The organism is Pseudomonas sp. BP01 (genome assembly GCF_022760795.1).
Taxonomy (GTDB): domain Bacteria; phylum Pseudomonadota; class Gammaproteobacteria; order Pseudomonadales; family Pseudomonadaceae; genus Aquipseudomonas; species Aquipseudomonas putida_Q.
Genome location: NZ_JAFBKA010000018.1, coordinates 112,786 through 137,542 on the forward strand (window position 1 = coordinate 112,786; position 24,757 = coordinate 137,542).

The 24,757-nt window shown below is 63.3% G+C and carries 26 protein-coding genes; 16 read left to right on the forward strand and 10 right to left on the reverse strand.

Translation table 11 applies throughout. The annotated features are described in order from the left end of the window. Positions 1-147 precede the first annotated feature (147 nt). The 6 genes from purH to JOY50_RS17650 form a co-directional block, all read right to left on the reverse strand. Positions 148-1,755 carry a bifunctional phosphoribosylaminoimidazolecarboxamide formyltransferase/IMP cyclohydrolase gene (gene purH / locus JOY50_RS17625; RefSeq protein ID WP_132844156.1) on the reverse strand — a complete coding sequence of 536 codons (1,608 nt, stop codon included), beginning with the start codon at positions 1,753-1,755 and terminating at the stop codon, positions 148-150. Positions 1,756-1,836: 81 nt separating this feature from the next. Beyond that, positions 1,837-2,157, reverse strand: coding sequence for a DNA-binding transcriptional regulator Fis (fis, locus tag JOY50_RS17630; protein WP_003249693.1), 321 nt, complete (start codon positions 2,155-2,157; stop codon positions 1,837-1,839). Next, positions 2,154-3,167: a tRNA dihydrouridine synthase DusB gene (gene dusB / locus JOY50_RS17635; protein ID WP_132844159.1), complete on the reverse strand. Its 1,014-nt coding sequence runs from the start codon at positions 3,165-3,167 to the stop codon at positions 2,154-2,156. The genes fis and dusB overlap by 4 nt, the downstream gene beginning before the upstream one ends. A 218-nt stretch (positions 3,168-3,385) precedes the next feature. Next, a complete protein-coding gene (locus JOY50_RS17640; RefSeq protein ID WP_132844162.1) occupies positions 3,386-4,750 on the reverse strand; it encodes a DUF3426 domain-containing protein in 1,365 nt (454 codons plus the stop codon). A gap of 42 nt (positions 4,751-4,792) precedes the next feature. Beyond that, positions 4,793-5,671 carry a 50S ribosomal protein L11 methyltransferase gene (prmA, locus tag JOY50_RS17645; protein WP_132844165.1) on the reverse strand — a complete coding sequence of 293 codons (879 nt, stop codon included), beginning with the start codon at positions 5,669-5,671 and terminating at the stop codon, positions 4,793-4,795. A 232-nt stretch (positions 5,672-5,903) separates the two neighbouring features. Further along, a complete protein-coding gene (locus JOY50_RS17650) occupies positions 5,904-6,359 on the reverse strand; it encodes a MaoC family dehydratase (protein WP_019472779.1) in 456 nt (151 codons plus the stop codon). A gap of 143 nt (positions 6,360-6,502) precedes the next feature. Between JOY50_RS17650 and JOY50_RS17655 the strand changes: the two genes are divergently transcribed. Genes JOY50_RS17655 through JOY50_RS17665 form a run of 3 tightly spaced genes read left to right on the forward strand, consistent with a single transcriptional unit; the run spans position 6,503 to position 8,178 of the window. Beyond that, a complete protein-coding gene (locus JOY50_RS17655; protein WP_132844167.1) occupies positions 6,503-6,865 on the forward strand; it encodes a CidA/LrgA family protein in 363 nt (120 codons plus the stop codon). Then, the gene (locus JOY50_RS17660) at positions 6,862-7,578 is read left to right on the forward strand and encodes an LrgB family protein (protein ID WP_019472777.1); all 717 of its coding nucleotides are present in this window, start codon (positions 6,862-6,864) and stop codon (positions 7,576-7,578) included. The genes JOY50_RS17655 and JOY50_RS17660 overlap by 4 nt, the downstream gene beginning before the upstream one ends. A 9-nt stretch (positions 7,579-7,587) precedes the next feature. After that, entirely contained in the window at positions 7,588-8,178 is a 591-nt protein-coding gene (locus JOY50_RS17665; RefSeq protein ID WP_016501812.1) for an LON peptidase substrate-binding domain-containing protein, read from the forward strand. Between the two features lie 128 nt (positions 8,179-8,306). On the opposite strand, the gene JOY50_RS17670 is transcribed toward JOY50_RS17665, so the two are convergent. Then, positions 8,307-9,623, reverse strand: coding sequence for a bifunctional DedA family/phosphatase PAP2 family protein (locus JOY50_RS17670; protein WP_132844170.1), 1,317 nt, complete (start codon positions 9,621-9,623; stop codon positions 8,307-8,309). A gap of 2 nt (positions 9,624-9,625) precedes the next feature. Beyond that, positions 9,626-10,294, reverse strand: a complete 669-nt coding sequence (locus JOY50_RS17675; protein ID WP_132844172.1) for a DNA-3-methyladenine glycosylase — start codon at positions 10,292-10,294, stop codon at positions 9,626-9,628. A 329-nt stretch (positions 10,295-10,623) separates the two neighbouring features. Between JOY50_RS17675 and JOY50_RS17680 the strand changes: the two genes are divergently transcribed. The 13 genes from JOY50_RS17680 (at position 10,624) to JOY50_RS17740 (ending at position 23,056) form a co-directional block, all read left to right on the forward strand. Further along, entirely contained in the window at positions 10,624-11,895 is a 1,272-nt protein-coding gene (locus JOY50_RS17680) for a glutamate-5-semialdehyde dehydrogenase (protein WP_132844175.1), read from the forward strand. Between the two features lies 1 nt (position 11,896). Then, positions 11,897-12,556 carry a nicotinate-nucleotide adenylyltransferase gene (nadD, locus tag JOY50_RS17685; RefSeq protein ID WP_019472772.1) on the forward strand — a complete coding sequence of 220 codons (660 nt, stop codon included), beginning with the start codon at positions 11,897-11,899 and terminating at the stop codon, positions 12,554-12,556. Positions 12,557-12,599: 43 nt separating this feature from the next. Beyond that, on the forward strand, positions 12,600-13,031 hold the full coding sequence (gene rsfS, locus JOY50_RS17690) for a ribosome silencing factor (protein ID WP_019472771.1): 432 nt from the start codon (positions 12,600-12,602) through the stop codon (positions 13,029-13,031). 6 nt (positions 13,032-13,037) lie between these two features. Continuing rightward, on the forward strand, positions 13,038-13,505 hold the full coding sequence (gene rlmH, locus JOY50_RS17695) for a 23S rRNA (pseudouridine(1915)-N(3))-methyltransferase RlmH (RefSeq protein WP_003249722.1): 468 nt from the start codon (positions 13,038-13,040) through the stop codon (positions 13,503-13,505). A gap of 16 nt (positions 13,506-13,521) precedes the next feature. Further along, on the forward strand, positions 13,522-15,411 hold the full coding sequence (gene mrdA, locus JOY50_RS17700) for a penicillin-binding protein 2 (RefSeq protein WP_019472770.1): 1,890 nt from the start codon (positions 13,522-13,524) through the stop codon (positions 15,409-15,411). Positions 15,412-15,449: 38 nt separating this feature from the next. After that, entirely contained in the window at positions 15,450-16,553 is a 1,104-nt protein-coding gene (rodA, locus tag JOY50_RS17705) for a rod shape-determining protein RodA (protein WP_046811387.1), read from the forward strand. A 17-nt stretch (positions 16,554-16,570) separates the two neighbouring features. Further along, complete coding sequence (gene mltB, locus JOY50_RS17710; protein ID WP_132844177.1) at positions 16,571-17,581, forward strand: lytic murein transglycosylase B; 1,011 nt, start codon at positions 16,571-16,573, stop codon at positions 17,579-17,581. Further along, positions 17,581-18,582, forward strand: coding sequence for a septal ring lytic transglycosylase RlpA family protein (locus JOY50_RS17715; RefSeq protein ID WP_132844180.1), 1,002 nt, complete (start codon positions 17,581-17,583; stop codon positions 18,580-18,582). The genes mltB and JOY50_RS17715 overlap by 1 nt, the downstream gene beginning before the upstream one ends. Before the next feature lie 272 nt (positions 18,583-18,854). Then, positions 18,855-20,015: a D-alanyl-D-alanine carboxypeptidase family protein gene (locus JOY50_RS17720; RefSeq protein ID WP_086977163.1), complete on the forward strand. Its 1,161-nt coding sequence runs from the start codon at positions 18,855-18,857 to the stop codon at positions 20,013-20,015. A 73-nt stretch (positions 20,016-20,088) separates the two neighbouring features. Next, the gene (locus JOY50_RS17725; RefSeq protein ID WP_019472765.1) at positions 20,089-20,364 is read left to right on the forward strand and encodes a DUF493 domain-containing protein; all 276 of its coding nucleotides are present in this window, start codon (positions 20,089-20,091) and stop codon (positions 20,362-20,364) included. Further along, on the forward strand, positions 20,364-21,011 hold the full coding sequence (lipB, locus tag JOY50_RS17730) for a lipoyl(octanoyl) transferase LipB (RefSeq protein ID WP_012274372.1): 648 nt from the start codon (positions 20,364-20,366) through the stop codon (positions 21,009-21,011). Before JOY50_RS17725 ends, lipB begins: the two co-directional genes overlap by 1 nt. A gap of 2 nt (positions 21,012-21,013) precedes the next feature. Further along, positions 21,014-22,030, forward strand: a complete 1,017-nt coding sequence (gene lipA / locus JOY50_RS17735) for a lipoyl synthase (protein WP_019472764.1) — start codon at positions 21,014-21,016, stop codon at positions 22,028-22,030. Positions 22,031-22,117: 87 nt separating this feature from the next. Next, positions 22,118-23,056 (forward strand): LD-carboxypeptidase, encoded by a 939-nt coding sequence (locus JOY50_RS17740; protein WP_243055587.1) that lies wholly within the window; start codon positions 22,118-22,120, stop codon positions 23,054-23,056. A gap of 106 nt (positions 23,057-23,162) precedes the next feature. On the opposite strand, the gene JOY50_RS17745 is transcribed toward JOY50_RS17740, so the two are convergent. Both JOY50_RS17745 and arfA read right to left on the reverse strand, forming a co-directional pair. Continuing rightward, positions 23,163-24,479 (reverse strand): lytic murein transglycosylase, encoded by a 1,317-nt coding sequence (locus tag JOY50_RS17745; RefSeq protein ID WP_138736267.1) that lies wholly within the window; start codon positions 24,477-24,479, stop codon positions 23,163-23,165. Between the two features lie 60 nt (positions 24,480-24,539). Beyond that, positions 24,540-24,704, reverse strand: a complete 165-nt coding sequence (gene arfA / locus JOY50_RS17750; RefSeq protein WP_132844188.1) for an alternative ribosome rescue factor ArfA — start codon at positions 24,702-24,704, stop codon at positions 24,540-24,542. Positions 24,705-24,757 lie beyond the last annotated feature (53 nt).

Sequence of the window (24,757 nt, forward strand, 5' to 3'; positions counted from 1 at the left end):
GCCTCACGCTGTACGAGGTCGCAATGAAGCAGGTAGATGCAAGGCGGGGCCGGTTCCGATGAGCGGAATTGCCTTCTGGCAATGAGCATCAGCGGAACCGGCCCCAACGCAGCAGATGCCTGCTTCAGTGCGGCCGATTGCCGTAAATCAGTGGCGGAAGTGGCGCATACCGGTGAATACCATCGCGATACCTGCCTCATCGGCAGCGGCAATGACTTCGGCATCACGCATCGAGCCACCCGGCTGGATCACGGCGCTGATACCCACTTTAGCCGCATTGTCGATGCCATCACGGAACGGGAAGAACGCATCCGATGCCATGACTGCGCCCTGCACCTGCAGGCCAGCATGCTCGGCCTTGATTGCAGCAATACGGGCGGAGTTGACGCGGCTCATCTGGCCTGCACCCACGCCGATGGTCTGGCGCTGCTTGGCGTAGACAATGGCGTTGGACTTGACGAACTTGGCCACTTTCCAGGCAAACACCAGGTCGTGGATTTCTTGCTCGGTCGGGGCACGTTTGGTGACGATCTTCAGGTCATCAGCAGTGATCATGCCGATATCGCGGCTTTGTACCAGCAGGCCACCGTTGACCCGCTTGAAGTCCCAGCCGGCAGCGCGGTCGGCTGGCCACTCGCCGCATTCCAGCAAGCGTACGTTCTGCTTGGCAGCCACCACGTCGCGGGCAGCCTGGGAAATTTTTGGCGCGATGATCACTTCGACGAACTGGCGCTCGACGATGGCCTTGGCAGTTTCGCCGTCCAGTTCGCGGTTGAAGGCAATGATGCCGCCGAAGGCCGACTCGGTGTCGGTGGCGTAGGCCAGGTCGTAGGCCTTGCGGATGCCGCCTTCGTCTTCAGGCACAACAGCCACGCCGCACGGGTTGGCGTGCTTGACGATGACACAGGCCGGCTTGACGAAGCTCTTCACGCACTCCAGCGCGGCGTCGGTGTCGGCCACGTTGTTGAACGACAGCTCCTTGCCCTGCAGCTGGATGGCGGTGGAAATGCTGGCTTCGCCTTTTTTGGCTTCTACGTAGAACGCCGCGCTCTGGTGCGGGTTCTCGCCGTAGCGCATTTCCTGGGCCTTGACGAACTGGCTGTTGAAGGTGCGCGGGAATTCGCTGCGCGCGGAAGTCGAAAGGGTGTCCTTGGCCTGGTCGATGGTGCCCATGTAGTTGGCGATCATGCCGTCGTAGGCGGCGGTGTGCTCGAACGCCTTGAGCATCAGGTCGAAGCGCTGGGCGTAGGTCAGGCCGCCGGCCTTGAGGCCTTCGACGATGCCGGCGTAGTCGCCGGCGTTGACCACGATGGCGACGTCTTTGTGGTTCTTGGCTGCCGAACGGACCATGGTCGGGCCGCCGATGTCGATGTTCTCGATGGCGGTCGGCAGGTCACAGCCAGGCTTGGAAATGGTGGCTTCGAACGGGTACAGGTTGACCGCAACCAGGTCGATCGGCTTGATGCCGTGCTCGTTCATGATGGCGTCATCGGTGCCGCGACGGCCGAGGATGCCACCGTGGATTTTCGGGTGCAGGGTCTTGACCCGGCCATCCATCATTTCGGCGAAGCCGGTGTAGTCGGCCACTTCCACCGCGTTCACGCCGTTGTCCTTGAGCAGCTTGTAGGTGCCGCCGGTGGACAGGATCTCGACACCGAGCTGCTGCAGCTCACGGGCGAATTCGAGGATACCGGTCTTGTCGGAGACGCTGATCAGGGCGCGGCGGACTGGCAGGCGGGTAGTCTGGTCGGTCATTTCGGGTTCCAATAACGCGGTGGAGTCTGCAAAAAAGGCGCCTCTGTTCAGGGAGCCGCCTTTTCTGGTTGGGATTCTGGCTTACAGCAAGTCGTACTGCTTGAGCTTCTTGCGCAGGGTGCCTCGGTTCAGCCCGAGCATCTCGCTGGCCTTGGTCTGGTTGCCCTTCACGTAGTTCATCACGCTTTCGAGCAGGGGCGCCTCCACTTCGGAGAGCACCAGGTTGTACACGTCCGTGACGGTCGCGCCTTCCAGGTGGGCGAAGTAGTTGTGCAGCGCCTTCTCGACGCTGTCGCGAAGGGTCTGGCCCTCTTCGCTCGGCGTGTTGAGGTGCTGTTTCAGGTTGGCGTTGTCGCTCACGGGCGTTGTTCCACTCACAAAATTCTCGGTCATCATCGTCATGCGGCCACCCCTTGTCCGTCCTCTGTCTCAAGGCTCTGTCGACGTTCACTGAAAAACGCGCGAACGTTGGCGCACTGCGCTTGTGTGTCTTCCAAAGCGTTGAACCGGGAGCGAAACTCCTTGCCGCCGGGTCGTGTTGCCAGGTACCAGCCAACGTGCTTGCGGGCGATACGTACGCCCATCACATCGCCATAAAAGGCATGCAACGCGGCCAGGTGCTCCAGCAGGATGCGTTCCACTTCGTCCAGTTGCGGCGCTGGCAGGTATTCGCCAGTGCGCAGGTAATGCTCGATCTCGCGAAAGATCCATGGCCGCCCTTGGGCGGCCCGGCCGATCAACAAGCCGTCCACCCCGGTGGCATCCAGCACCGCCCGGGCCTTTTCTGGCGAAGTGATATCGCCATTGGCAAAGACCGGGATCGACACCGCTTGCTTGATGCCGGCGATGGTGTCGTACTCGGCTTCGCCGGTGTACAGATCGGCGCGTGTACGGCCATGTACCGCCAGCGCCTGGATGCCGGCCTGTTCGGCGATCTTCGCCACGTTCAGGCCGTTCTTGTTTGCCCGGTCCCAACCGGTGCGGATCTTCAGGGTCACCGGGACGTCCACAGCGCCGACCACGGCGTGGAGGATCTCGCTGACCAAGGCTTCATCTCTCAATAAAGCAGAGCCTGCAGCTTTGTTGCAGACTTTTTTAGCCGGGCAGCCCATGTTGATGTCGATGATCTGGGCACCCGCTTCGACATTGGCCTTTGCTGCCGCAGCCATCATCTGCGCATCACCACCGGCGATCTGCACCGAGCGTGGCTCGGGATCACCTTCATGGATGCGGCGCAGGCTCGACTTGCGGCTGTTCCACAGGCTCATGTCGCTGGAGACCATTTCCGAGACCACCATGCCCGCACCCAGGCGCTTGCAAAGTGTACGGAAAGGTTGGTCCGTGACCCCGGCCATGGGGGCGAGGATCAGGTTGTTACGTAGTGTGTATGGGCCGATGCGTACCGCCGACATAGGTGATCCCTGTTGTGGGGCCGGATCTTGGAGTTCGAAAAAGGGTGGGCATGATACCCGCTCTCGGTGACCGGATAAAGATGGATTTGGATAAAATCTGAACAGTTGTCGGCTTATGACTTTTGGTATGAGCCAGGACCCGGTTATCGCGCGGACCCCTGTGGGAGCGGGCGCGCCCGCGAAGCAGGCGCCGCGGTGCATGGCACGGGCTGAGCTGACTATTCCGGCGAACGGAAGCTGAGGCTGTAGTTCACGGCCTTTGGCCCCGGGTCGAGGATGTCCAGGGCGATATGGATCGGCGTCTGGCTTGGCATGTCGCCACGCCCGGCCAACTCACCGGACAGGTACTCGCTGGGCTTGAAGCGCCGGCTGGCGATCAGCTGGCCATTGAGGTCGGCAAAACGCAGTTCCAGCAGCGGGAACGGTTGGGCGAACGGTGCACGGTTGTAGATGATCGCATCGACGATCAGGGCGCCTTTGAAGTCCGGATGGCTGCGCACCACCAGGTTGCTGCTCTTGATTCTTGCGATATCGACGCGGGTCGGCACCTGGCACCCGACCATCGGGCAAATTTGCTGGAAGATCGGCCGGTACTGGTCCTGGCGGGCCATCTCGTCGAAGTGGAACCACACATACTGGAACGCCAGCAGGCCAGCGGCCAGCAGGGTCACGAAGCCCCATAGCAGGCGCTTGCCCCAGTTGGGCGCAGGTTTTTCCCAGCCCAGTTGCAGCGGGTCGTCCACCACATCGACCAGCGGCTCCTTGCGCACCGGGCGCCCGGGCTTGCTGGCAAGGCCTGGCTCCAGGCGTTCACCCGGCATTGGCTCGATGGGGTCGTCGTCGCGCGCCGACAGGTGCAGCGCCAGCGGTTCATCGTCGCGGGCGCTCAGGCCTTTTTCCGGGTTTTCGTCATCGCTGGCGTGCAGCGGTTCGCTGAATGCGGGCTGGTCATCGGCTTCGGCTGCGCGGTGTACGGGCGGCTCGTCATCGATGTCCAGGTCAAGGTTACGGCCCAGGGTCGGCTCGGTGCGCTCGCCGGGTGCAGGGTCCAGCTCCAGCTCCAGGGGCTGCGGCTCCAGCAGCACAGGGGTGGGCTCTGCCGGCGTTTGGGGCTCGAAGGGCTCATCGGTGGCGTTGCCGAACAGGTCGTCCGCATGTTCGTCCGGGTGCAGTTCGTCTCTCCGCGCCTGCAGCCCATCATCCAGGTTGGCGGGGCGTGTCGGGGCCGGTTGGCCGCGTCGCTCCAGGCGTGCCAGTTCCTGGTCAAGGTCAAGTGCGTCCAGCGCCTGGGCGGTCAGCGCCCAATCCTCGTCAGGGGTGATGCTGCGCTCGTGGGTGACCGGCTCGGGCGTCATCGCCGGCTCTGCTACAGGCTCGGCAGGCGCAGCTGGCACAGGCACAGGCACCGGCACCGGCACCTCAGGTGCGCCGGCACGGTTTTGCTCCAGCAGTTGCTTGGCGGCATTGAACACCTGAAGGCAATGGCCGCAGCGCACCACGCCGCGGGCCACGCTCAACTGGTGGTGAGTGACGCGAAAGCTGGTCTGGCAATGCGGGCACTGTGTGACGAAACTGTCGGTCATGCGGCAATCCGGGAGCTGTGCAGAGGGATATTCTAGGCCCGCTTAGCGGCGACGACCACTGATGCGCACCCAGCCATCGCGAATGACGATCGGGTCCAGCTCGAAGTCGGCAGCGTACGCCGCAGCCACATCCTCACCCTGTTCGGCCAGAATGCCGGACAGTGCCAGCAGGCCACCAGGGCGGACCAGGCCGGACAACTGCGGCGCCAGCGACACCAGCGGGCCGGCGAGGATGTTGGCGACCAGCACGTCTGCCTGCATGGCAGGCATGTGCTCGGGCAGGTACAGCGCCAGCTTTTCATCGGCGATGCCGTTGCGCTGGGCATTGTCCCGCGAGGCCTCGATGGCCTGCACGTCGATGTCGGTACCCACCGCTTCACGGGCGCCCAGCAGCAGCGAGGCGATGGCCAGGATGCCCGAGCCGCAGCCGAAATCCAGCACCTGGGTGCCTTCGAGCTGCTGGCCATCGAGCCATTCCAGGCACAGGGCAGTGGTGGGGTGGGTGCCGGTGCCGAAAGCAAGGCCCGGGTCCAGCAGCAGGTTGACCGCGTCCTTTTCCGGGGCGTCGTGCCAGCTGGGCACGATCCACAGGCGGCGGCCAAAACGCATGGGCTGGAAGTTGTCCATCCAGCTGCGCTCCCAGTCCTGGTCCTCGATCACCTCGGCCTGGTGCTGTGGCAGTTCGGCGCCGGTCAGCAGGCGCAGGTGGGCAAACACCTGATCGGGCTCGGCATCGGCCTCGAACAGCGCCAGCAGGTGGGTGTGCGACCACAGCGGGGTGGTGTTGAGGTCAGGCTCGAAGATCGGCTGATCTTCGGCGTCCATGAACGTGACCGAGACGGCGCCTACTTCGAGCAGGGCATCTTCGTAGGTTTCGGCTTGTTCCGGGCTGATGGCCAGGCGTACTTGCAGCCAGGGCATGGCGGGCACCTTTGCTAAACGACAGGGGCAGCCCTAGGCTGCGCGAAGGCTGGCAGTTTACGCGAGTGCGGGGTGTTTGTAGAGAAGGCCGGGCGCAGACCTTGTGGGAACGGCCTTGTGTCGCGATTGGGCTGCAGAGCAGCCCCAGGATCTCGGCATCATGCCAAGATTGCTGGGGCCGCTTAGCGGCCCTTTCGCGACGCAAGGCCGCTCCCGCAGAGATCGTGGTGTGTCAGACGAAACAGAGCGAGAGCGACTCAGCTATATAAGCAGGCTTCTCTTCACCCTCGATTTCCAGCGTGGCAATCGCCTTGAGCAACCACTGCCCCGGCTTCTTCTCCACCACTTCGGCCAGGTCCACTTTCAGCCGAACCTGGCTGTTGACCTTGACCGGCTGGATGAACCGTACGCTGTCCAGCCCATAGTTCACCACCATCTTCAGCCCTTGTGGCAGGACCAGGATGTCCTCGATCAGCTTGGGGATCAGTGACAATGTCAGGAAACCGTGGGCGATGGTGCCGCCAAACGGGGTTTTCGCCGCCTTTTCAGGGTCGACATGAATGAACTGGAAATCGCCCGTCGCCTCGGCGAACAGGTTGATGCGCTGCTGGTCGATTTTCAGCCAGGCGGAGCGGCCAAGTTCCTTACCAACATACTGCGAAAGCTCTGTAACCGGTACATAGGGCATCGGGGACTCTCCAGGTTGTCAGTTGGTACGAAAGTGCAAGATCAGCACGGCTAACCGTTTCAGTCAAGTTGTCTGCTTTTCGGCGATTATCGGTATATAGCCGTGCGTGCTTATAATGGCGGCCATGCCCGAGGGAGATGCTTATGCTGTTGCGTGGTTTGACCTGGCTGGTGCTGTTCCAGCTGTTTGGGACGGCGATCAATCACCTGTTTTTGCCGTTTCTGCCGGGGCCGATCATCGGCCTGCTGCTGCTGTTGTGCTTCCTCATGGCTCGCGGTGAGGTGGGCAAGCCGCTGAACGAGGCGGCCAGCAGCCTGCTGCGCTACCTGCCGCTGTTGCTGGTACCGCCAGCGGTGGGGGTGATGGTATATGCCAAGGACATCGCCGCCGACTTCTGGGCGATTGCCGGCGCCCTGCTGATTTCCTGCCTGGTGACGCTGGTGTTTGTCGGTGTGCTGATGCAAAAGCTCATGCACCGCCAGTGCAAGCGTGAGGAGCAGCCATGATGCTCGACTGGCAAGGCGCGCTGGATGCAGTGGTGCACCATCCTTTGTTCGGCATCGGTATCACGCTAGGTGCCTACCAGGTGGTGCTGGCGGCCTACGAGAAAACCCGCTGGATCTTCCTGCAGCCGGTATTGGTGTCGATGTTGCTGGTAATCGGCGTGCTGCTGCTGTGCGGCATCGAATACAGCGAGTACCGCAAGAGCACCGAAATCATGAATATCCTGCTGGGCCCTGCCACCGTGGCGTTGGCCGTGCCGCTCTATCTCAACCTGCGGCGTATCCGGCAGCTGTTCTGGCCCACATTTACTACGCTGGTAATCGGGGGGCTGTTCGCCACGCTCTGCTGCCTATTGCTAGGATGGTGGTTCGGTGCAGAGCACATGATCCTGATGACCATGGCACCCAAGTCGGTGACCTCGCCAATCGCCATGCTGGTGGCAGAGCAGATTGGCGGTGTGGCGGCCCTGGCGGCAGTGTTCGTACTGATCACCGGGGTGATTGGCGCCATCTTCGGCCCGGCACTTCTGAGCCGCTTCGGCGTGCATAGCCCTGAGGCGCGCGGCATGTCGCTGGGCGTTACCGCGCATGCGGTGGGTACTTCGGTCGCCCTGCAGGAAAGTGACGAATGCGGCGCTTTTGCCGCGCTGGCGATGAGCTTGATGGGGGTGGCCACGGCAGTGTTCCTGCCGCTGGCGGTCAGCCTGGTGGCTTGAGGAGTTGTGATGACACTACCGCTGTTTCCGCTCAATACCGTGCTGTTCCCGGGCTGCTTTCTCGATTTGCAGATTTTCGAGGCGCGCTACCTGGACATGATCGGGCGCTGCATGAAGCAGGGCGAAGGCTTTGGGGTGGTCTGCATCCTGGAGGGCGAGCAGGTTGGCAAGGCGCCACCGATGGTCGCCTCGATCGGCTGTGAGGCGGTGATCCGCGACTTTGTACAGCAGGACAATGGCTTGCTGGGCATTCGCGTCGAAGGTGTGCGGCGCTTCAACCTGGAAAGCACCGAGGTGCAGAAGGACCAGTTGCTGGTGGGGCAGGTGCAATGGTTGCCGGAGCAGGCGGACAGCCCGCTGCTCGAGGCCGATGATGACCTGCTGGCGCTGCTGGTGGCGCTGGGCGAGCACCCGATGGTCGAGGCGCTGGACATGCCGCGCCCGGTGGACGGGCGCCAGGCGCTGGCCAACCAGTTGGCGTACCTGCTGCCGTTCATGGAAGAAGACAAGCTGGACCTGCTGACCCTCGACTCGCCGCAGCAGCGATTGGGGGAAATTCAGAAATTGCTGGAGCGGATCCAGGGCGAGCTGTTTGCCTGACACTGATGTGTTGTCTGTGTCGGCCCTTTCGCGGGTAAACCCGCTCCCACAGGTAATGCGCAGGTCTCAGGGCTGGTGAAACCCCTGTGGGAGCGGGTTTACCCGCGAAAGGGCCAGCACAGGCAATATCAATATTGGTATCTGAGCAATGCCTGCGGCAGCGCATGCATGGCAAAGAACGCCAGCAGCGCGATACATGCCGGCAACACCAGCCACCACACCCGCAGCGGCAGGGCAGGCAGTGTTTGCTGGCGCTGCACCACTGTCAGGCTAAGCGCACATACACAGCACGCCAGCAAAGCCCCGGCGAGGATGTCGGTCGGCCAGTGCGCGCCCAGGTAGACCCGCGACAGGGCAATTGCCAGCGCCGGAATGCAACCCAGCATCACCCAGGTCAGGCGCATGCGCGGCGGTTGTGCGCGGCCAGCCAGCACTGCCATGACCAGGAAGAACGCAAACGACGCCGAGCTGTGCCCGCTGGGCATGCTGTAACTGGTCAGGGGGTCGGTCAGCACTTCCGGTCGTGCCCGGGCGAATAGCCACTTCAGCGTACCGTTGGCGATCGCCGTGCCCATCAGCGCGCCAGCGGCAAAAAACGCATGCCGCCACTGGCGGGCAAGCAGCAGCAGGCCGGTCAGCAGGGCGCCGAGAAACAGTTGCGTGCGGAAATCGCCCAGCCGGGTCACCAGTACCACGGCGCCGTCGATGGCCTGGCTGCGATGTTCCTGCACCAGGGTCATCACGCCCTGGTCGAATTCGTGCAGGTAAGGCCAGCCGAGGAATACCCCGGCCAAGGCCACGAAGCTCATGCCGGCGATCAGTCGCGTGCCATGGCGCTGGTCACGAATGCTGGTGGTCAGGCTAAGGCCGATGATGACTGCCAAGGTGCCGGCGATGATGCCTGCATCCAGCCAGAAGCCTTCCGGCAGCGGCAGGCGCATGGCCGCGCCGGTGGCCCAGCCTGGCAGCAGGTAGGCGACCGACCAGCCGGCGCCGGCCACCAGGCTGACGGCGATGAAGCGCGGCAGCGGCATGTCGAACATGCCGGCGACCATTGGCAGCATGGGCCGCAGTGGCCCGATGAAGCGCCCCACCAGCAGGCTGGCAATGCCGTAGCGCTGGAAGTAGGTTTCGGCGCTGCCGATCCACTCAGGGTGATGGCGCAGCAGCGGAAGGCGGCGAATGTTCTGGTGGAAGTACTTGCCCACCGTGTACGACACCGCGTCGCCCAGCAAGCCGCCGAGAAAACCCAGTAGCAGGGTTTCGCCCAGGCTGAAGGCACCACTGCCGGCCAGTACCGCGACGGCGAACAGCAGCACGGTGCCCGGTACGATGATGCCGGCAATGGCCAGGCACTCAATGCAGGCCACCAGGAAAATCGCCAGGCCAAGCCACTGCGGGTTGGCGCTGAGCCAGCCGGTCAGGCTGTCGAGCCATTGGCCCATGTTCAGCTTCCTTGTTCGAGAATGAAGAAGTCACGGCCTTCGACTTGGCCGCGACGTAACGGGTTCCGCGTGCAGAAACGAGCGTACTCGGCGTCGACGAAGCGGTAGGGCAAGTGCTCGTCGCGCCCGTGCGGGATGCCCAGCCTTGCGGTCTGGATCACCCTTGGTACGGTGTTGCCGCAATCGTCCACGTACAGCCGCTCGGCGTCAAAGCGCTGGGCGTCCCAGTGGGGCACTTTCAGGCCCAGGGCCCGGCACAGCAGGGTCTGGCCGGCGCACAGGCGCTCATCCGGGCGCAGCTTGCCGCTGGCATCGGGGTTGTTCAGCTGCATCTGCGCCAGGCTGTTCGGGCCCGAGAGGGCGTCCTGCCAAGGATAGGCAGACTTGATCAGCACTGCGTTGCCCGGCCCATGGGCGCTGAAGTTCAGCGAGTCGCCGCCGCGGGCGTAGTACATGTAGATGTGCCCGCCATCGAGGAACAATGCCTTGCGCTTTTCGGTGTAACCGAGCGAGGCGTGGCTGCCTTTGTCGGTGAGGTAGTAGGCCTCGGTCTCGATGATGCGCGCAGCCAGCCACAGGTCGCCGTGGCGGTGGCGGATTACCTTGCCCAACAGGGCCTTGGCCACGGTCTGGGCATCACGGTCGAAAAAGCTGTCGGGCAGGGCTGGCATGCGGGCAGTTCGTGGCTGGAGAGGCGGGGATGATAGCAATGAATGGCTTAATCTTGGCTGAATCGGATGTGATGTTGGCGGTGCGGGCCTCTTCGCGGGTGAACCCGCTCCCACAGGTATTAGCTAAGCCTCAGGCCTTGTGGAATCCCTGTGGGAGCGGGTTCACCCGCGAAAGGGCCGGAGCAGGTACAGGCATTTTCGATAAGTGCGGTTACATCTTTCCTGCACATTGCCCCAGCCATTTTCTACCATCCGCCACCCGCCGCTGGGCGTACACCTGCGCGGCAGTTATAATCAGCCGATTTCCCCTTCGCCAAGACACCGAACCCATGACTGAGTCCGTTCTTGACTACATGACCCGCTTGGGTCGCGCTGCCCGTGAGGCTTCCCGGGTGATCGGCCGTGCCAGCACCGCGCAGAAGAACCGCGCCCTGCAAGCCGCTGCCGATGCGCTGGATGCTGCCCGGGCCGAACTGACTGCTGCCAACGAGCTGGACCTGGCTGCCGGCCGCGCCAATGGCCTGGAACCGGCGCTGCTCGACCGCCTGGCGCTGACCCCCGCACGCATCGATGGCATGATCACCGGCCTGCGTCAGGTAGCCAGCCTGCCGGACCCGGTCGGTGCCATCCGCGACATGAGCTACCGTCCATCCGGTATTCAGGTGGGCAAGATGCGCGCACCGCTGGGGGTGATCGGGATCATCTACGAGTCGCGCCCGAACGTGACCATCGATGCTGCCAGCCTGTGCCTGAAGTCGGGCAACGCGACCATCCTGCGTGGCGGCTCCGAAGCTATCCATTCCAACCGCGCCATTGCCACCTGCATCCAGCGTGGCCTGGCTGCTGCGGGCCTGCCGGCCGCCGTGGTGCAGGTGGTCGAGACCACCGACCGCGAAGCCGTGGGTGCGCTGATCAGCATGCCGCAGTTTGTCGACGTCATTGTGCCGCGAGGCGGCCGTGGGCTGATCGAGCGCATCAGCCGCGATGCCCGCGTACCGGTCATCAAACACCTGGACGGCATCTGCCACATCTATGTCAGCCAGCATGCCGACCTGGACAAGGCCTGGAATGTGGCCTTCAACGCCAAGACCTACCGTTATGGCATCTGTGGCGCCATGGAAACCCTGCTGGTCGACCAGCAAGTGGCCGAGCGCTTCCTGCCGGAAATGGCTCGCCGCTTCCAGGAGAAGGGCGTAGAGCTGCGCGGTTGCGAGCGTACCCGCGCGCTGATCGAGGCCAAGCCGGCCACTGAAGACGACTGGCACACCGAGTACCTGGACGCGATCCTGTCGATCCGTGTCGTCGAAGGCCTGGAGCAGGCCATCGAGCACATCAACCAGTATGGCTCGCACCACACCGACTCGATCATCAGCGAACACCAGGGTGAAGCCCGCCAGTTCATGGCCGAGGTCGACTCGGCGTCGGTCATGCTCAACACCCCGACCTGCTTCGCCGACGGTTTCGAGTACGGCCTGGGTGCGGAAATCGGTATTTCCACCGACAAGCTGCATGCCCGTGGCCCCGTTGGCCTGGAAGGCCTGACCTGCGAGAAGTACGTGGTGATCGGCGACGGCCAGCTGCGCGGCCAGGGGTCCTGCTGAGTTGAGCAAGGCCCAGGCAGCCCGGCGCATCGGCATTCTAGGTGGCACCTTCGACCCTGTGCACATCGGCCACCTGCGCAGCGCGCTGGAAGTGGCCGAGTTCATGGGGCTGGACGAGCTGCGCCTGTTGCCCAACGCCAGGCCGCCGCACCGCGACACCCCGCAGGTGGCCGCGCAGGACCGCCTGGCCATGGTCCGCGAAGCGGTGCAGGGCGTTACTTGCCTGAGCGTCGATGCCCGTGAGCTCGAGCGTGACAAACCGTCGTACACCATCGACACCCTGGAATCGATCCGCGCCGAACTGGGCGGCAACGACCAGCTGTTCCTGGTGCTGGGCTGGGATGCCTTCTGTGGTCTGCCTGGCTGGCACCGCTGGGAAGAATTGCTGCAACACTGTCACATCCTGGTGCTGCAACGCCCGGATGCCGACGTAGAACCCCCTGACGAGCTGCGCAACCTGCTGGCTGCGCGCTCGGAGAGCGATCCCGCCGCCATGTCCGGCCCGGCGGGAAATATTTCGTTCGTCTGGCAGACACCGCTTGCGGTGTCGGCTACACAGATCCGACAGCTGCTGGCCAGCGGCAAATCGGTGAGGTTCCTGGTGCCGGACGCCGTACTGGCCTACATCGAGGCGCACGAACTGTATCGTGCACCTAACTGACGGTGCCTCTGGCGCCTCATCCAACGAGTTGAACGAGTTTTATATGAGCAAGCAGAAAACCAATGGCATCAGTGGCGAAGAACTGGTCAAACTGACCATTAGCGCTCTGGAAGACGTCAAAGCCCAGGACATCCAGGTCATCGACGTGCGCGAAAAGCACAGCCTGACCGACTACATGATCATTGCCACCGGTACCTCCAACCGCCAGATCAACGCGATGCTGGAAAAGGTCCGTGAAGCGGTCAAGAAACAAGGCGCACAGCCGCTGGGCGAAGAAGGCAAGGGTGACAGCGACTGGGTGCTGCTGGACCTGAATGACGTTATCGTGCACATGATGACCGCCGCTGCCCGCCAGTTCTACGACCTGGAGCGTCTGTGGGTGGGTGCCGAGCAAAGCCGTGCTGCTGATGCCAAGCACCACAGTCCGGAAAACGCCAGCGACTACTTCACCGACAAGCTCAAAGACCGGGAATAAGACGCTGTGCGTCTGCGCCTGATCGCGGTCGGCTCGCGCATGCCGAAGTGGGTCGAGGAAGGTTGGCATGAATATGCCAAGCGCCTGCCCGCCGAGCTGTCGCTGGAGCTGGTGGAAATCCCGCTGAACACCCGTGGCAAGAATGCCGACGTCGCCCGCCTGATCCGTCAGGAGGGCGAAGCCATGCTGAGCAAGGTTCAGCCTGGGGAACGCATTGTCACCCTCGAGGTCCATGGCAAGCCCTGGAGTACCGAGCAGCTGGCGACCGAGCTGGACCGCTGGCGCCTGGATGCGCGCACGGTGAATTTGATGGTGGGCGGCCCGGAAGGCCTGGCGCCTGAGGTTTGCGCGCGCGCCGAGCAACGTTGGTCGCTGTCGCCGCTGACCCTGCCGCACCCGTTGGTAAGGATACTCATCGGCGAGCAGATCTACCGCGCCTGGACCGTGTTGTCCGGGCACCCTTACCACAAATGAGCCTGTAAGCAGTCAGATGTCGCAGCCGATCCGCCTCAAGGACCACGAGAAAGACGCCCGCCTGGTGCGCAACCGCGTCGTGGTCGGCGCGGTGGCGATCATGCTGCTTATTTGCGTGCTGATCGCGCGGCTGTATTACCTGCAGATCATCCAGTACGACTACCACTCGACGCTGTCGGAGAACAACCGGGTGCATGTGCAGCCGATCCCGCCGACCCGCGGGCTGATCTTCGACCGCAACGGGGTGATCGTTGCCGACAACCGGCCTAGCTTCAGCCTGTCGATGACCCGCGAACGTGCGGGTAACTGGCAGGAAGTGCTGGATACAATCGTCGAAGTGCTGGACCTGACGGCCGACGACCGAGCCCTGTTCGAAAAGCGTATGCGTCAGGGCCGTCGGCCGTTCGAGCCGGTGCCGATCCTGTTCGAGCTCAACGAAGAGCAGATCGCCCGGGTGGCGGTGAACCAGTTCCGCCTGCCAGGCGTGGAAGTGGTGGCCCAGCTGGTGCGGCATTACCCGCAGGGTGCACATTTCGCCCACTCGGTGGGTTATGTGGGGCGCATCAACGAGAAAGAGCTGAAAACCCTCGACCCGGTGAACTACAGCGGCACCCACCATATCGGCAAGACCGGCATCGAGCGCTTCTACGAAGACGACCTGCACGGCCAGGTCGGCTACGAGGAAGTCGAGACCAACGCCCGGGGCCGCGTGCTGCGGGTGCTCAAGCGCACCGACCCGAAACCGGGCAAGGACATTGTGCTGAGCCTGGACATCAAGCTGCAGGAAGCTGCCGAGGCCGCCCTGGGTGGCCGGCGTGGCGCAGTGGTGGCGCTCGACCCACGTACTGGCGAGGTGCTGGCCATGGTCAGCCAGCCAAGCTTCGACCCCAACCTGTTCGTCACCGGCATCAGCTTCAAGGCCTACGCCGAACTGCGCGACTCGATCGACCGTCCGCTGTTCAACCGCGTGCTGCGTGGCTTGTACCCGCCCGGTTCGACCATCAAGCCGGCAGTGGCCATCGCCGGCCTGGACAGTGGCGCGGTCAATGCCAGCAGCCGGGTGTTCGACCCGGGCTACTACCAGCTGCCCAACTATGACCACAAATACCGTAACTGGAACCGCTCCGGCGATGGCTGGGTCGACCTGGATACCGCGATCATGCGTTCCAACGACACCTACTTCTACGACCTTGCGCACAAGATGGGTATCGACCGGCTGTCCAGCTACATGAACAAGTTCGGCATCGGCCAGCGGGTTTCCCTCGACATGTTCGAGGAGTCTGCCGGGTTGATGCCGTCGCGCGAATGGAAGCGTGCCACCCGCCGTCAGGCCTGGTTCCCTGGCGAAACCCTGATTCTCGGTATTGGCCAGGGCTACATGCAGGCCACGCCGCTGCAGCTGGCCCAGGCCACTGCACTGATCGCCAACAAGGGCGTGTGGAACCGCCCGCACCTGGCCAAGACCATCGAAGGCCAGCAGCCTGTGGACGAAAACCCCATGGAAAACATCGTGCTGCGTGACAAGTCCGACTGGGCCAAGGTCACCCATGGCATGGAGCAGGTGATGCACAACGCCCGCGGTACTGCGCGCAAGGCCGCAGCCGGTGCCCAGTACCGCATTGCCGGCAAGAGCGGTACCGCCCAGGTGGTGGCGATCAAGCAGGGCGAGAAGTACGACCGCAACAAGCTTCAGGAGCGCCACCGCGACCACGCCCTGTTCGTCGCCTTTGCCCCGGCCGAAGCCCCGAAAATCGTGGTATCGGTAATGGTCGAGAACGGTGAGTCCGGCTCGGGCGTGGCTGCGCCGGTGGTACGCCAGATCATGGACGCCTGGCTGCTCGACGAAAATGGCCGGCTCAAGCCCGAGTTCGCGCCTGCCACCGTTACCCAGGAATCGGCCCTGTGATGAACAATTTCGATCGCATGCTCTCCAGTGAGGATGTGATGCGTCGGCGCGCCAGCTTTCTGCAGCGCATCCATGTCGACGGCCCCTTGCTGATCATTCTGCTGACCCTTGCGGCCGGCAGCCTATTCGTCCTTTATTCGGCCAGCGGCAAGAACTGGGACCTGCTGCTCAAGCAGGCCACCTCGTTCGGCATCGGCCTGGTGTCGATGTTCGTCATCGCCCAGCTGGAACCGCGCTTCATGGCCCGCTGGGTGCCGCTGGCGTACCTGGCCGGGGTGCTGTTGCTGGTGGTGGTGGACGTGATGGGCCACAACGCCATGGGGGCCACGCGCTGGATCAACATCCCCGGGGTGATCCGCTTCCAGCCCTCGGAATTCATGAAGATCATCATGCCGGCGACCATCGCCTGGTACCTGTCCAAGCGCACCTTGCCGCCCCATCTGAAGCACGTGGCAATCAGCCTGGTGCTGATCGGCGTGCCGTTCATCCTGATCGTGCGCCAGCCGGACCTGGGCACGGCGCTGCTGATTCTTGCCTCTGGCGCCTTCGTGCTGTTCATGGGCGGGCTGCGCTGGCGCTGGATCCTCAGTGTGCTGGCGGCGGCGGTGCCGGTGGCCGTGGCGATGTGGTTCTTCGTCATGCACGACTACCAGAAGCAGCGGGTACTGACCTTCCTCGACCCGGAAAGCGACCCGCTGGGCACGGGCTGGAACATCATCCAGTCCAAGGCGGCGATCGGCTCGGGCGGGGTGTTCGGCAAGGGCTGGCTGCTCGGCACCCAGTCGCACCTGGACTTTCTGCCAGAAAGCCACACCGACTTCATCATCGCCGTCCTGGGCGAGGAGTTCGGCCTGGTCGGCATCTGCCTGCTGCTGATTGTCTACCTGCTGCTGATCGGCCGTGGCCTGATGATCACCGCCCAGGCACAGACCCTGTTTGGCAAGCTGCTCGCGGGCAGCCTGACCATGACCTTCTTTGTATACGTGTTCGTCAATATCGGGATGGTCAGCGGCCTCCTGCCCGTGGTGGGCGTGCCGCTACCTTTCATCAGCTATGGCGGAACATCGTTGGTGACGCTGCTTTCAGCGTTTGGCGTTCTGATGTCGATCCACACGCACCGCAAATGGATCGCACAGGTTTGAATAAGGTGAAGAATTTCATGCAAGCAGTGCGTAACTGGGCTGCCCGTTGTGCGCCGTGGATCGGCGCGGTGGGCCTGTTCGGCGCTGTACAGCTGGCCCATGCCGGCGATTACCAGGGCTCACCGCAGGTGGCCGAGTTTGTTGGCGAAATGAGCCGCGACTATGGTTTTGCCCCTGAGCAGCTGATGGGCGTGTTCCGTGAAGTACAGCGCAAGCAGTCGATCCTCGACGCCATCTCGCGCCCGGCCGAAAAGGTCAAGCCGTGGAAGGACTACCGGCCGATGTTCCTCACCGACGCGCGCATTGCCCGTGGTGTGGACTTCTGGCGCCAGCACGAGGCCGTGCTGGCCCGTGCCGAGCAGGAATACGGCGTGCCGGCGCAGTACATTGTTTCCATCATCGGTGTGGAAACGTTCTTTGGCCGCAACACCGGCAACTATCGGGTGATCGACGCGCTGTCGACGCTGGGCTTCGACTACCCGCCGCGGGCCGAGTTCTTCCGCAAGGAACTGCGCGAATTCCTGCTGCTGGCCCGTGATGAACAGCTCGACCCGCTCACGCTCAAAGGCTCCTATGCCGGTGCCATGGGCCTGCCGCAGTTCATGCCGAGCAGTTTTCGCAATTACGCGGTGGACTTCGACGGCGATGGCCACATCAATATCTGGAACAACCCGGACGATGCCATCGGCAGCGTTGCCAGCTACTTCAAGCGCCATGGCTGGGTGGCGGGAGGGGGCGTGGTCAGCCGCGCCTGGGTGGACGGTGCAGCTGCCGAGCAAGGCCTGACCACCGGCATCGAACCGGTGAAAACGGTAGGGGAGTTGCGCGCGCTTGGCTGGTCGGTACATGATTCGCTGCGCGACGATCTGCCGGTTACTGCCTTCCGTCTTGAGGGCGACAACGGCCCCGAGTACTGGGTGGGCCTGAAGAACTTCTACGCGATCACTCGCTACAACCGCAGCGTGATGTATGCCATGGCGGTGCATCAGCTTGCGCAACAGCTGGTTCAAGCACGGGGCGTCAAGTAATGCGCGCAATCATTTCTGCCAATTCCTTCAAGCTGTTGACCTGCCTCGCCGTTGGCGTGGTGCTGGCCAGCTGTTCATCCAGCCGCCCGCCCCAGCAAAGCAGTGGCAACGTCGTGCGTGCCCAGCCGGGTCTGGACATCAACCGTGCCCACAAGGACGGCGCGCCGTGGTGGGATGTGGATGTGAACAAGATCCCCGATGCCACGCCGACCGTGCACACCGGCAACTACAAGGCCAACCCGTACACGGTGCTGGGCAAGACTTATTACCCGATGCAGGACTCGCGCAATTACCGCGCCGAGGGCACCGCGTCGTGGTACGGCACCAAGTTCCACGGCCAGAACACCGCCAACGGCGAGTTGTACGACCTGTATGGCATGAGCGCAGCGCACAAGACCCTGCCGCTGCCGGCCTACGTGCGGGTGACCAACCTGGCCAACGGCCGTAGCGTGATCCTGCGGGTGAATGACCGTGGCCCGTTCTATTCGGACCGCATTATCGACCTGTCCTACGCGGCGGCGAAAAAGCTCGGCTATGCCGAGACCGGCACGGCGCATGTGCGCGTCGAGGGTATCGACCCGCAGCAGTGGTGGGCCCAGCGTGGCCAGACGCCGCCGATGGTGCTGAAAGAGCCGCAGGTGGCCCAGACCCAGGCGCTCCCGGCCAGTACCGGGCGTGTCGAGCAATGGACCCCGCCGGCACAGCAGCATGCGGCGCCGGTGGTGCCGGTGCAGGTGGGTGGCAACAACGTACCTGGCGGCAATGGCGGCAGCTTCCTGCAGGTGGGCGCCTTCGCCAACCCGGACGCCGCCGAACTGCTGCGCTCCAAGCTCAGCACCATGGTCAGTGCACCGGTGTTCATCAGCTCGATTGTGCGCAACCAGCAGACCCTGCACCGCGTGCGCCTGGGGCCGATCGGCAGCCAGGGTGAGATCCAGCAAGCACAAGACAGCATCCGCCTGGCGAACTTGGGGCAGGCCAAGCTGGTCACAGCTGACTGACCGCGTCGCCTTCTTCGCGGGCACGCCCGCTCCCACAGGGGTATGCGACACCCTGTGGGAGCGGGCGTGCCCGCGAAGAAGGCAACACCAAACTGTCGGTTTTGTCATGAATTGCCGGGCGCGGCCATGTACAATGACGGCTTTTGCCCGCAGCGACATAAAGCCGCACGTTCGTGGGCCAGGCCAACGGCCATAAAACTAGACTGACTGGCGCTGGGCACATGATCTTGCCCAGGGAACATCTCAGACCATTAGCGATTTTCGAGAGACGGATGAACATCACCAACCTTGCCAAACGACTTTGCCTGCCTGTACTGCTGATGATCACGCCTGCCGCCTTCGCGGCAGAGCAGATGACGCCGGCGCCACCGCAACTGGCAGCCAAGTCCTACGTACTCATGGACGCGTCCAGCGGCAACGTGCTGGTCGAGAACAACGGTGACGAGCGTCTGCCGCCAGCCAGCCTGACCAAGCTGATGACCGCCTACATCGCCACCCTGGACATCCGCCGCGGCCAGATCGGTGAGAACGACCCGGTTACCGTCAGCGAAAACGCCTGGCGTACCGGCGGTTCGCGCATGTTCATCAAGGTCGGCAGCCAGGTGACTGTCAGCGACCTGCTGCACGGCATCATCATCCAGTCCGGCAACGACGCCTCGGTCGCCCTGTCCGAGCACATCGCCGGCAGCGAAGATGCCTTCGCCGACATGATGAACAAGACGGCTGCCGACCTGGGCATGACCAACAGCCACTTCATGAACCCGACTGGCCTGCCGAACCCGGAGCACTACTCGTCGGCGCACGACATGGCCACCCTGGCCCGTGCGATCATTACCGTCGACCCGGCCCACTACGCCATCTACTCGCAGAAAGAGTTCTTCTGGAACAACATCAAGCAGCCTAACCGCAACCTGCTGCTGTGGCGTGACAAGACCGTCGATGGCCTGAAGACCGGCCACACCGACGAAGCCGGCTACTGCATGGTGGCTTCGGCCGTTCGCGATGGCCAGCGCCTGATCGCCGTGGTGTTCGGCACCAACAGCGAGCAGTCCCGTGCTGCCGAGACCCAGAAGCTGCTGACCTACGGCTTCCGCTTCTTCGAAACCCAGACCTTCTACCAGAAGGGCACCGAACTGACCCAGGCCCCGGTCTGGAAGGGCGCCACCAGCCAGATCAAGGCTGGCCTGGCTGACGACCTGACCATGACTATGCCTAAAGGCCAATTGAAGCGCCTGCAGGCTTCGATGACCATGAACCCGCAGCTCACCGCGCCAATCGCCAAAGGTGACGTGATTGGCAAAGTGGAAGTCAAACTGGACGAGAAAGTGGTTCACAGCGCCGACCTGATCGCCCTCGATGGCGTCGAGGAAGGTGGTTTCTTCCGCCGTATGTGGGATAGCATCCGTCTATTCTTCTTCGGGTTGTTCAACTGATACGTGACCTGCATGCCCCCGCGTAGCTCGCGGGGGCGTTGTTGTTGCCACGGCTTACGAGGCCGTTTCCGCCATGAGCGAACCAGACGTCAAGTCGCACAAGATCGAATTCCCTTGCGCTGATTACCCGATCAAGGTGATCGGTGATACCGGTGTCGGCTTCAAGGACACGGTAATCGAGATCCTCAGCAAGCACGCCAAGGTCGATCTTTCCACGTTGGCTGAACGCCAGAGCAAGGAAGGCAAGTACACCACCGTGCAGTTGCACATCGTTGCCGAAAGCGAAGACCAGTTGCACGATATCAACAGCGCCCTGCGCGCTACCGGCATCGTGAAAATGGTGCTCTGATGTCCGCCTGTCTCGGTTTTCGCGAGCTTGGCCTGCAGCCCTATGAACCGGTGCTGGAGGCCATGCGTCGCTTTACCGAGCAGCGCAGCCCGGACAGCCAGGATGAAATCTGGCTGGTCGAGCACCCCGCAGTCTTCACCCAGGGCCAGGCCGGCAAGGCCGAGCACCTGCTGGTGCCGGGCGACATCCCGGTGGTGCAGACCGACCGCGGTGGCCAGGTGACCTACCATGGCCCCGGTCAGCAGGTGGCCTACCTGCTGCTGGACGTGCGCCGGCTGGGCTTTGGCGTACGCGAGCTGGTCAGCCGTATCGAACAGGCCTTGATCGGCCTGCTCGCCAGTTACGACGTGCAGGCATCGGCCAAGCCCGATGCCCCGGGCGTCTATGTCGACGGAGCGAAGATCGCCTCCCTCGGCCTGCGAATTCGCAACGGCCGTTCGTTCCACGGCCTTGCCCTGAACGTGGACATGGACCTTGCGCCATTCCGCCGAATCAACCCCTGCGGCTATGCGGGGCTGGCCATGACCCAGCTGCGCGATCTGGCAGGCCCGATCGAACTCGACGAGGTCAGGACAAGGCTGCGCGGACAGCTGGTCAAGCACCTCGACTACGCTGAGCAGACGACCCTCACGGGCGGAATCGACTGAATATGACAACTGTGCAAGAAGCCGTGCCGAACCTGATCCCTACCCAGGATGCCACCCCGCGCCAAGCGCCGAAGAAGGTGGAAGCTGGGGTTAAACTGCGTGGTGCCGACAAAGTTGCGCGCATCCCGGTAAAGATCATCCCTACCGACGAGCTGCCGAAAAAGCCTGACTGGATCCGCGTGCGTATCCCGGTGTCGCCCGAGGTAGACCGCATCAAGCAACTGCTGCGCAAGCACAAGCTGCACAGCGTGTGCGAAGAGGCCTCCTGCCCGAACCTGGGCGAGTGCTTCTCTGGTGGTACCGCCACCTTCATGATCATGGGTGACATCTGCACCCGTCGTTGCCCGTTCTGCGACGTTGGCCACGGCCGACCGAAGCCACTGGACCTGGACGAGCCGAAAAACCTGGCTGTCGCCATTGCCGACCTGCGCCTGAAGTACGTGGTGATCACCTCGGTGGACCGCGACGACCTGCGTGACGGCGGTGCCCAGCACTTTGCCGACTGCATCCGCGAAATTCGCGCGCTGTCGCCGGGTGTGCAGCTGGAAACCCTGGTGCCGGACTACCGTGGCCGCATGGACGTTGCGTTGGCGATCACTGCGCAAGAGCCACCAGATGTGTTCAACCACAACCTCGAGACCGTGCCGCGCCTGTACAAGGCCGCGCGTCCGGGTTCGGATTACGACTGGTCGCTGGACCTGCTGCAGAAGTTCAAGCAGATGGTGCCGCACGTACCGACCAAGTCGGGCCTGATGCTCGGCCTGGGCGAGACTGACGAAGAAGTGATCGAGGTGATGCACCGCATGCGTGAGCATGAAATCGACATGCTCACCCTCGGCCAGTACTTGCAGCCATCGCGTAGCCACCTGCCGGTGCAACGTTTCGTTCACCCGGACACCTTCGCCTGGTTCGCCGAGGAAGGTTACAAGATGGGCTTCAAGAACGTCGCCTCTGGCCCGCTGGTGCGTTCTTCGTACCACGCTGACCAGCAGGCTCACGAAGCCAAGATCAAGCTCTGAGCCACGCGCAGAGCCACGTATGCCGATGCACGCCGAAAGGCGGCATCGGCATTTTTGTTTGTGCCACACGCGCTGCAAGGAGCCGCGATGAATTGCGCCGAAACCTTCCAACCTCGCCTGCCAGCCGCGCTGCCGGCTAACGCCTGCTTTGCCATTGTCGCCCCAGCGGGTGCGGCGCGGCTGGATACGCACAAAGTCAGCCAGTGGTTTGCTGAGCGCGGCTACCGTTGCCGAATCTTCCCGGGTGCCTTGCAGGCGCAAGGTTACCTGGCAGGGCCGGACCAACAGCGCCTGCAAGACCTGCACGATGCTTTTGCTGACCCGGCCATCGACGCCGTCCTGTGCATGCGCGGCGGCTATGGCAGCATGCGCTTGCTCGACCAGCTCGATTTCGAGCTGATTCGGCGCAACCCCAAGCCGTTGATCGGCTACAGCGACATTACCGCACTGCACACCGCGATCTACCGGCATAGCGGGCTGGTCACCTTCCATGGGGGGATGCTCAATGCCGACCTGCTGGGGGCCAAGTTGCCACCCACGGAGTCGTCGTTGCTGGCGCAGCTGGGTGGGCATGTGCGGGCTGGCGAGCCGATCGTGCACCCGGCGGACTATGCCCTGAGCAGTGTGTTGCCGGGTGTGGCCAGCGGTGCGCTGCTGGGCGGTAACCTGTCTATGTTGGGCGCGACCATGGGGACGCTTGCTGAGCTGGATACCCAGGGCTGCATCCTGTTCATCGAGGACGTCAATGAGCCGTTGTACCGGGTGGACCGGTTGCTGACCCAGTTGCGCCTGGCGGGCAAGCTGGAGGGGGTGAAGGGCGTGCTGGTGGGGGACTTTGCCGGGATTACCACGGCGGCGTTGGCGCCGTTGCTGGAGGATACCTTCGCGCCCTTGGGTGTGCCGGTGCTGGCGGGGTGGCGCAGTGGGCATTGCGACCCGAATGTGTGCTTGCCGTTGGGGGCTCGGGTAAGGCTGGACAGTGATCGGCAGAGCCTGGTGCTGGAGCAGGATCTGTTCAAGGCTTGAGATTGTCGGGGCTGCGTTGCAGCCCATCGCGACACAAGGCCGCTCCTACAGGGGATTGCGATACATTGTAGTTACGCGGTCGTCTGTAGGAGCGCCCCCATCAATCTCACGGCTGACGCAGGCTCTCGAGCAGCTTGTGGGTCGGGTAGCCATCTGCTGGCCACCCCAGCCCTTGCTGGGCAGTGCGAATGGCCTTGCGGGTATTGGCGCCGATGATGCCATCAGCATTCCCGGCCTCGTGCCCACGGCTGTTCAGCAAGTTCTGCAGCTCCATGCGTTCGCTGCGGCTGAGCGGCAGGTCTTCTTTCGGCCAGCTGCCGGCAATAAAGCCCCAACCGCTGAAGCGATCCCCCAGCAGGCTGACCGCCAAGGCATAGGACGACGAGTTGTTGTACTTGAGAATGGCGCGGAAGTTGTCCAGTACCAGGAACGCTGGCCCGCGCGCGCCAGCCGGCAGCAGCAAGGCGGCAGACAGCTGGTTGCTGTTGGCGGGCAACTGCGTGCCTGCCGGCAGTGTCACGCCCATGGCCAGCCACTCGCTCACCGGTTTGCGCAGCGCGCCATCGGCTTGCCAGAAATCGAAACCAGCCGGCACTTGTACCTCGAAGCCCCATGGCTGACCGCGCTTCCAGCCCGAGCTTTGCAGGTAGTGCGCCGTTGAAGCCAAGGCATCCGGTGTGCTGTTCCAGATGTCGCGGCGGCCATCACCGTCGAAGTCCACGGCATGGGTGTTGTAGGTGGTCGGGATGAACTGGGTCTGCCCCATGGCGCCCGCCCACGAACCACGCATGGCCTCGGGCTGGATGTCACCGTGCTGGATGATCTGCAGCGCGGCGATGAGCTGGTCCTGGGCGAACTGCGGGCGGCGGCCCTCATAGGCCAGCGTAGCCAGCGAACGAATTACAGACTTGTTGCCCTGGAACTGGCCAAAGTTGCTTTCCATGCCCCACACCGCGACCAGCACCTGGCGGTCAACGCCGTAGCGTTGCTCGAGGCGGGTCAGCAACTCGGCGTTCTGCTCCAGTAGCTTCTTGCCATTGCGCACGCGCAGAGGCGACAGGGCGCCTTCGAGGTATTCCCATACCGGGCGGGTGAACTCTGGCTGGCTGCGGTCGGCCTTGATCACGTCCATGTCGGGGGTGACGCCGAGGAAGGCACTGTCGAACGTGCTCGGCGAGATACCGGCTTGCAGGGCTTGCTGGCGGAAGCCTGCCTGCCACTGGGCGAAGGTTTGCAGAGGCTGGATTTCAGTGCTGACGTCGGGCGTTGTGCCGGGCACAGTCACCACTGGAGCGGGTTGGGCAGGGGCCAGCGGCAGTGCGTCGGCAGCGGTGGGCTTTTCCGCGCAGGCCACAAGCAAGATGAAGCTGGAGGCCGCGATCAGCTGGCGGGTTTCCCAACGGGGGATAAGACGGAAGAGCATGCACAGATCCAGAATTGCAGGTCAGGTGACGACCATATCATGCCTGCGCTTGCGATGCTTTCATGCTGCCAAAAAGTAGGAAGCCTCCCAATCTCTCGATTGGAAGGCTTCGCGGCGGTAGCTGCCTTTGCCCTTGTCCGGTTGTTCCTGGCGGCAGCGGAACAGGGGTTGGGCGACGATGGACTTGGCCTTGTTGGGGCCGTGCTGTTTCGGCTTTTTGCTCATGGCGGGCTTCCCGGGTTGGGTGGGGTTTCGGGGCGCACTGTAGGGCTTGGTGC

What these genes read in the sequence shown, in the direction of transcription:
- purH (WP_132844156.1), bottom strand. Translation starts at nt 1,755, where the DNA reads ATGACCGACCAGACTACCCGCCTGCCAGTCCGCCGCGCCCTGATCAGC.
- fis (WP_003249693.1), bottom strand. Translation starts at nt 2,157, where the DNA reads ATGACGATGATGACCGAGAATTTTGTGAGTGGAACAACGCCCGTGAGC.
- dusB (WP_132844159.1), bottom strand. Translation starts at nt 3,167, where the DNA reads ATGTCGGCGGTACGCATCGGCCCATACACACTACGTAACAACCTGATC.
- JOY50_RS17640 (WP_132844162.1), bottom strand. Translation starts at nt 4,750, where the DNA reads ATGACCGACAGTTTCGTCACACAGTGCCCGCATTGCCAGACCAGCTTT.
- prmA (WP_132844165.1), bottom strand. Translation starts at nt 5,671, where the DNA reads ATGCCCTGGCTGCAAGTACGCCTGGCCATCAGCCCGGAACAAGCCGAA.
- JOY50_RS17650 (WP_019472779.1), bottom strand. Translation starts at nt 6,359, where the DNA reads ATGCCCTATGTACCGGTTACAGAGCTTTCGCAGTATGTTGGTAAGGAA.
- JOY50_RS17655 (WP_132844167.1), top strand. Translation starts at nt 6,503, where the DNA reads ATGCTGTTGCGTGGTTTGACCTGGCTGGTGCTGTTCCAGCTGTTTGGG.
- JOY50_RS17660 (WP_019472777.1), top strand. Translation starts at nt 6,862, where the DNA reads ATGATGCTCGACTGGCAAGGCGCGCTGGATGCAGTGGTGCACCATCCT.
- JOY50_RS17665 (WP_016501812.1), top strand. Translation starts at nt 7,588, where the DNA reads ATGACACTACCGCTGTTTCCGCTCAATACCGTGCTGTTCCCGGGCTGC.
- JOY50_RS17670 (WP_132844170.1), bottom strand. Translation starts at nt 9,623, where the DNA reads ATGGGCCAATGGCTCGACAGCCTGACCGGCTGGCTCAGCGCCAACCCG.
- JOY50_RS17675 (WP_132844172.1), bottom strand. Translation starts at nt 10,294, where the DNA reads ATGCCAGCCCTGCCCGACAGCTTTTTCGACCGTGATGCCCAGACCGTG.
- JOY50_RS17680 (WP_132844175.1), top strand. Translation starts at nt 10,624, where the DNA reads ATGACTGAGTCCGTTCTTGACTACATGACCCGCTTGGGTCGCGCTGCC.
- rsfS (WP_019472771.1), top strand. Translation starts at nt 12,600, where the DNA reads ATGAGCAAGCAGAAAACCAATGGCATCAGTGGCGAAGAACTGGTCAAA.
- mrdA (WP_019472770.1), top strand. Translation starts at nt 13,522, where the DNA reads ATGTCGCAGCCGATCCGCCTCAAGGACCACGAGAAAGACGCCCGCCTG.
- rodA (WP_046811387.1), top strand. Translation starts at nt 15,450, where the DNA reads ATGCGTCGGCGCGCCAGCTTTCTGCAGCGCATCCATGTCGACGGCCCC.
- mltB (WP_132844177.1), top strand. Translation starts at nt 16,571, where the DNA reads ATGCAAGCAGTGCGTAACTGGGCTGCCCGTTGTGCGCCGTGGATCGGC.
- JOY50_RS17715 (WP_132844180.1), top strand. Translation starts at nt 17,581, where the DNA reads ATGCGCGCAATCATTTCTGCCAATTCCTTCAAGCTGTTGACCTGCCTC.
- JOY50_RS17720 (WP_086977163.1), top strand. Translation starts at nt 18,855, where the DNA reads ATGAACATCACCAACCTTGCCAAACGACTTTGCCTGCCTGTACTGCTG.
- JOY50_RS17725 (WP_019472765.1), top strand. Translation starts at nt 20,089, where the DNA reads ATGAGCGAACCAGACGTCAAGTCGCACAAGATCGAATTCCCTTGCGCT.
- lipB (WP_012274372.1), top strand. Translation starts at nt 20,364, where the DNA reads ATGTCCGCCTGTCTCGGTTTTCGCGAGCTTGGCCTGCAGCCCTATGAA.
- lipA (WP_019472764.1), top strand. Translation starts at nt 21,014, where the DNA reads ATGACAACTGTGCAAGAAGCCGTGCCGAACCTGATCCCTACCCAGGAT.
- JOY50_RS17740 (WP_243055587.1), top strand. Translation starts at nt 22,118, where the DNA reads ATGAATTGCGCCGAAACCTTCCAACCTCGCCTGCCAGCCGCGCTGCCG.
- JOY50_RS17745 (WP_138736267.1), bottom strand. Translation starts at nt 24,479, where the DNA reads ATGCTCTTCCGTCTTATCCCCCGTTGGGAAACCCGCCAGCTGATCGCG.
- arfA (WP_132844188.1), bottom strand. Translation starts at nt 24,704, where the DNA reads ATGAGCAAAAAGCCGAAACAGCACGGCCCCAACAAGGCCAAGTCCATC.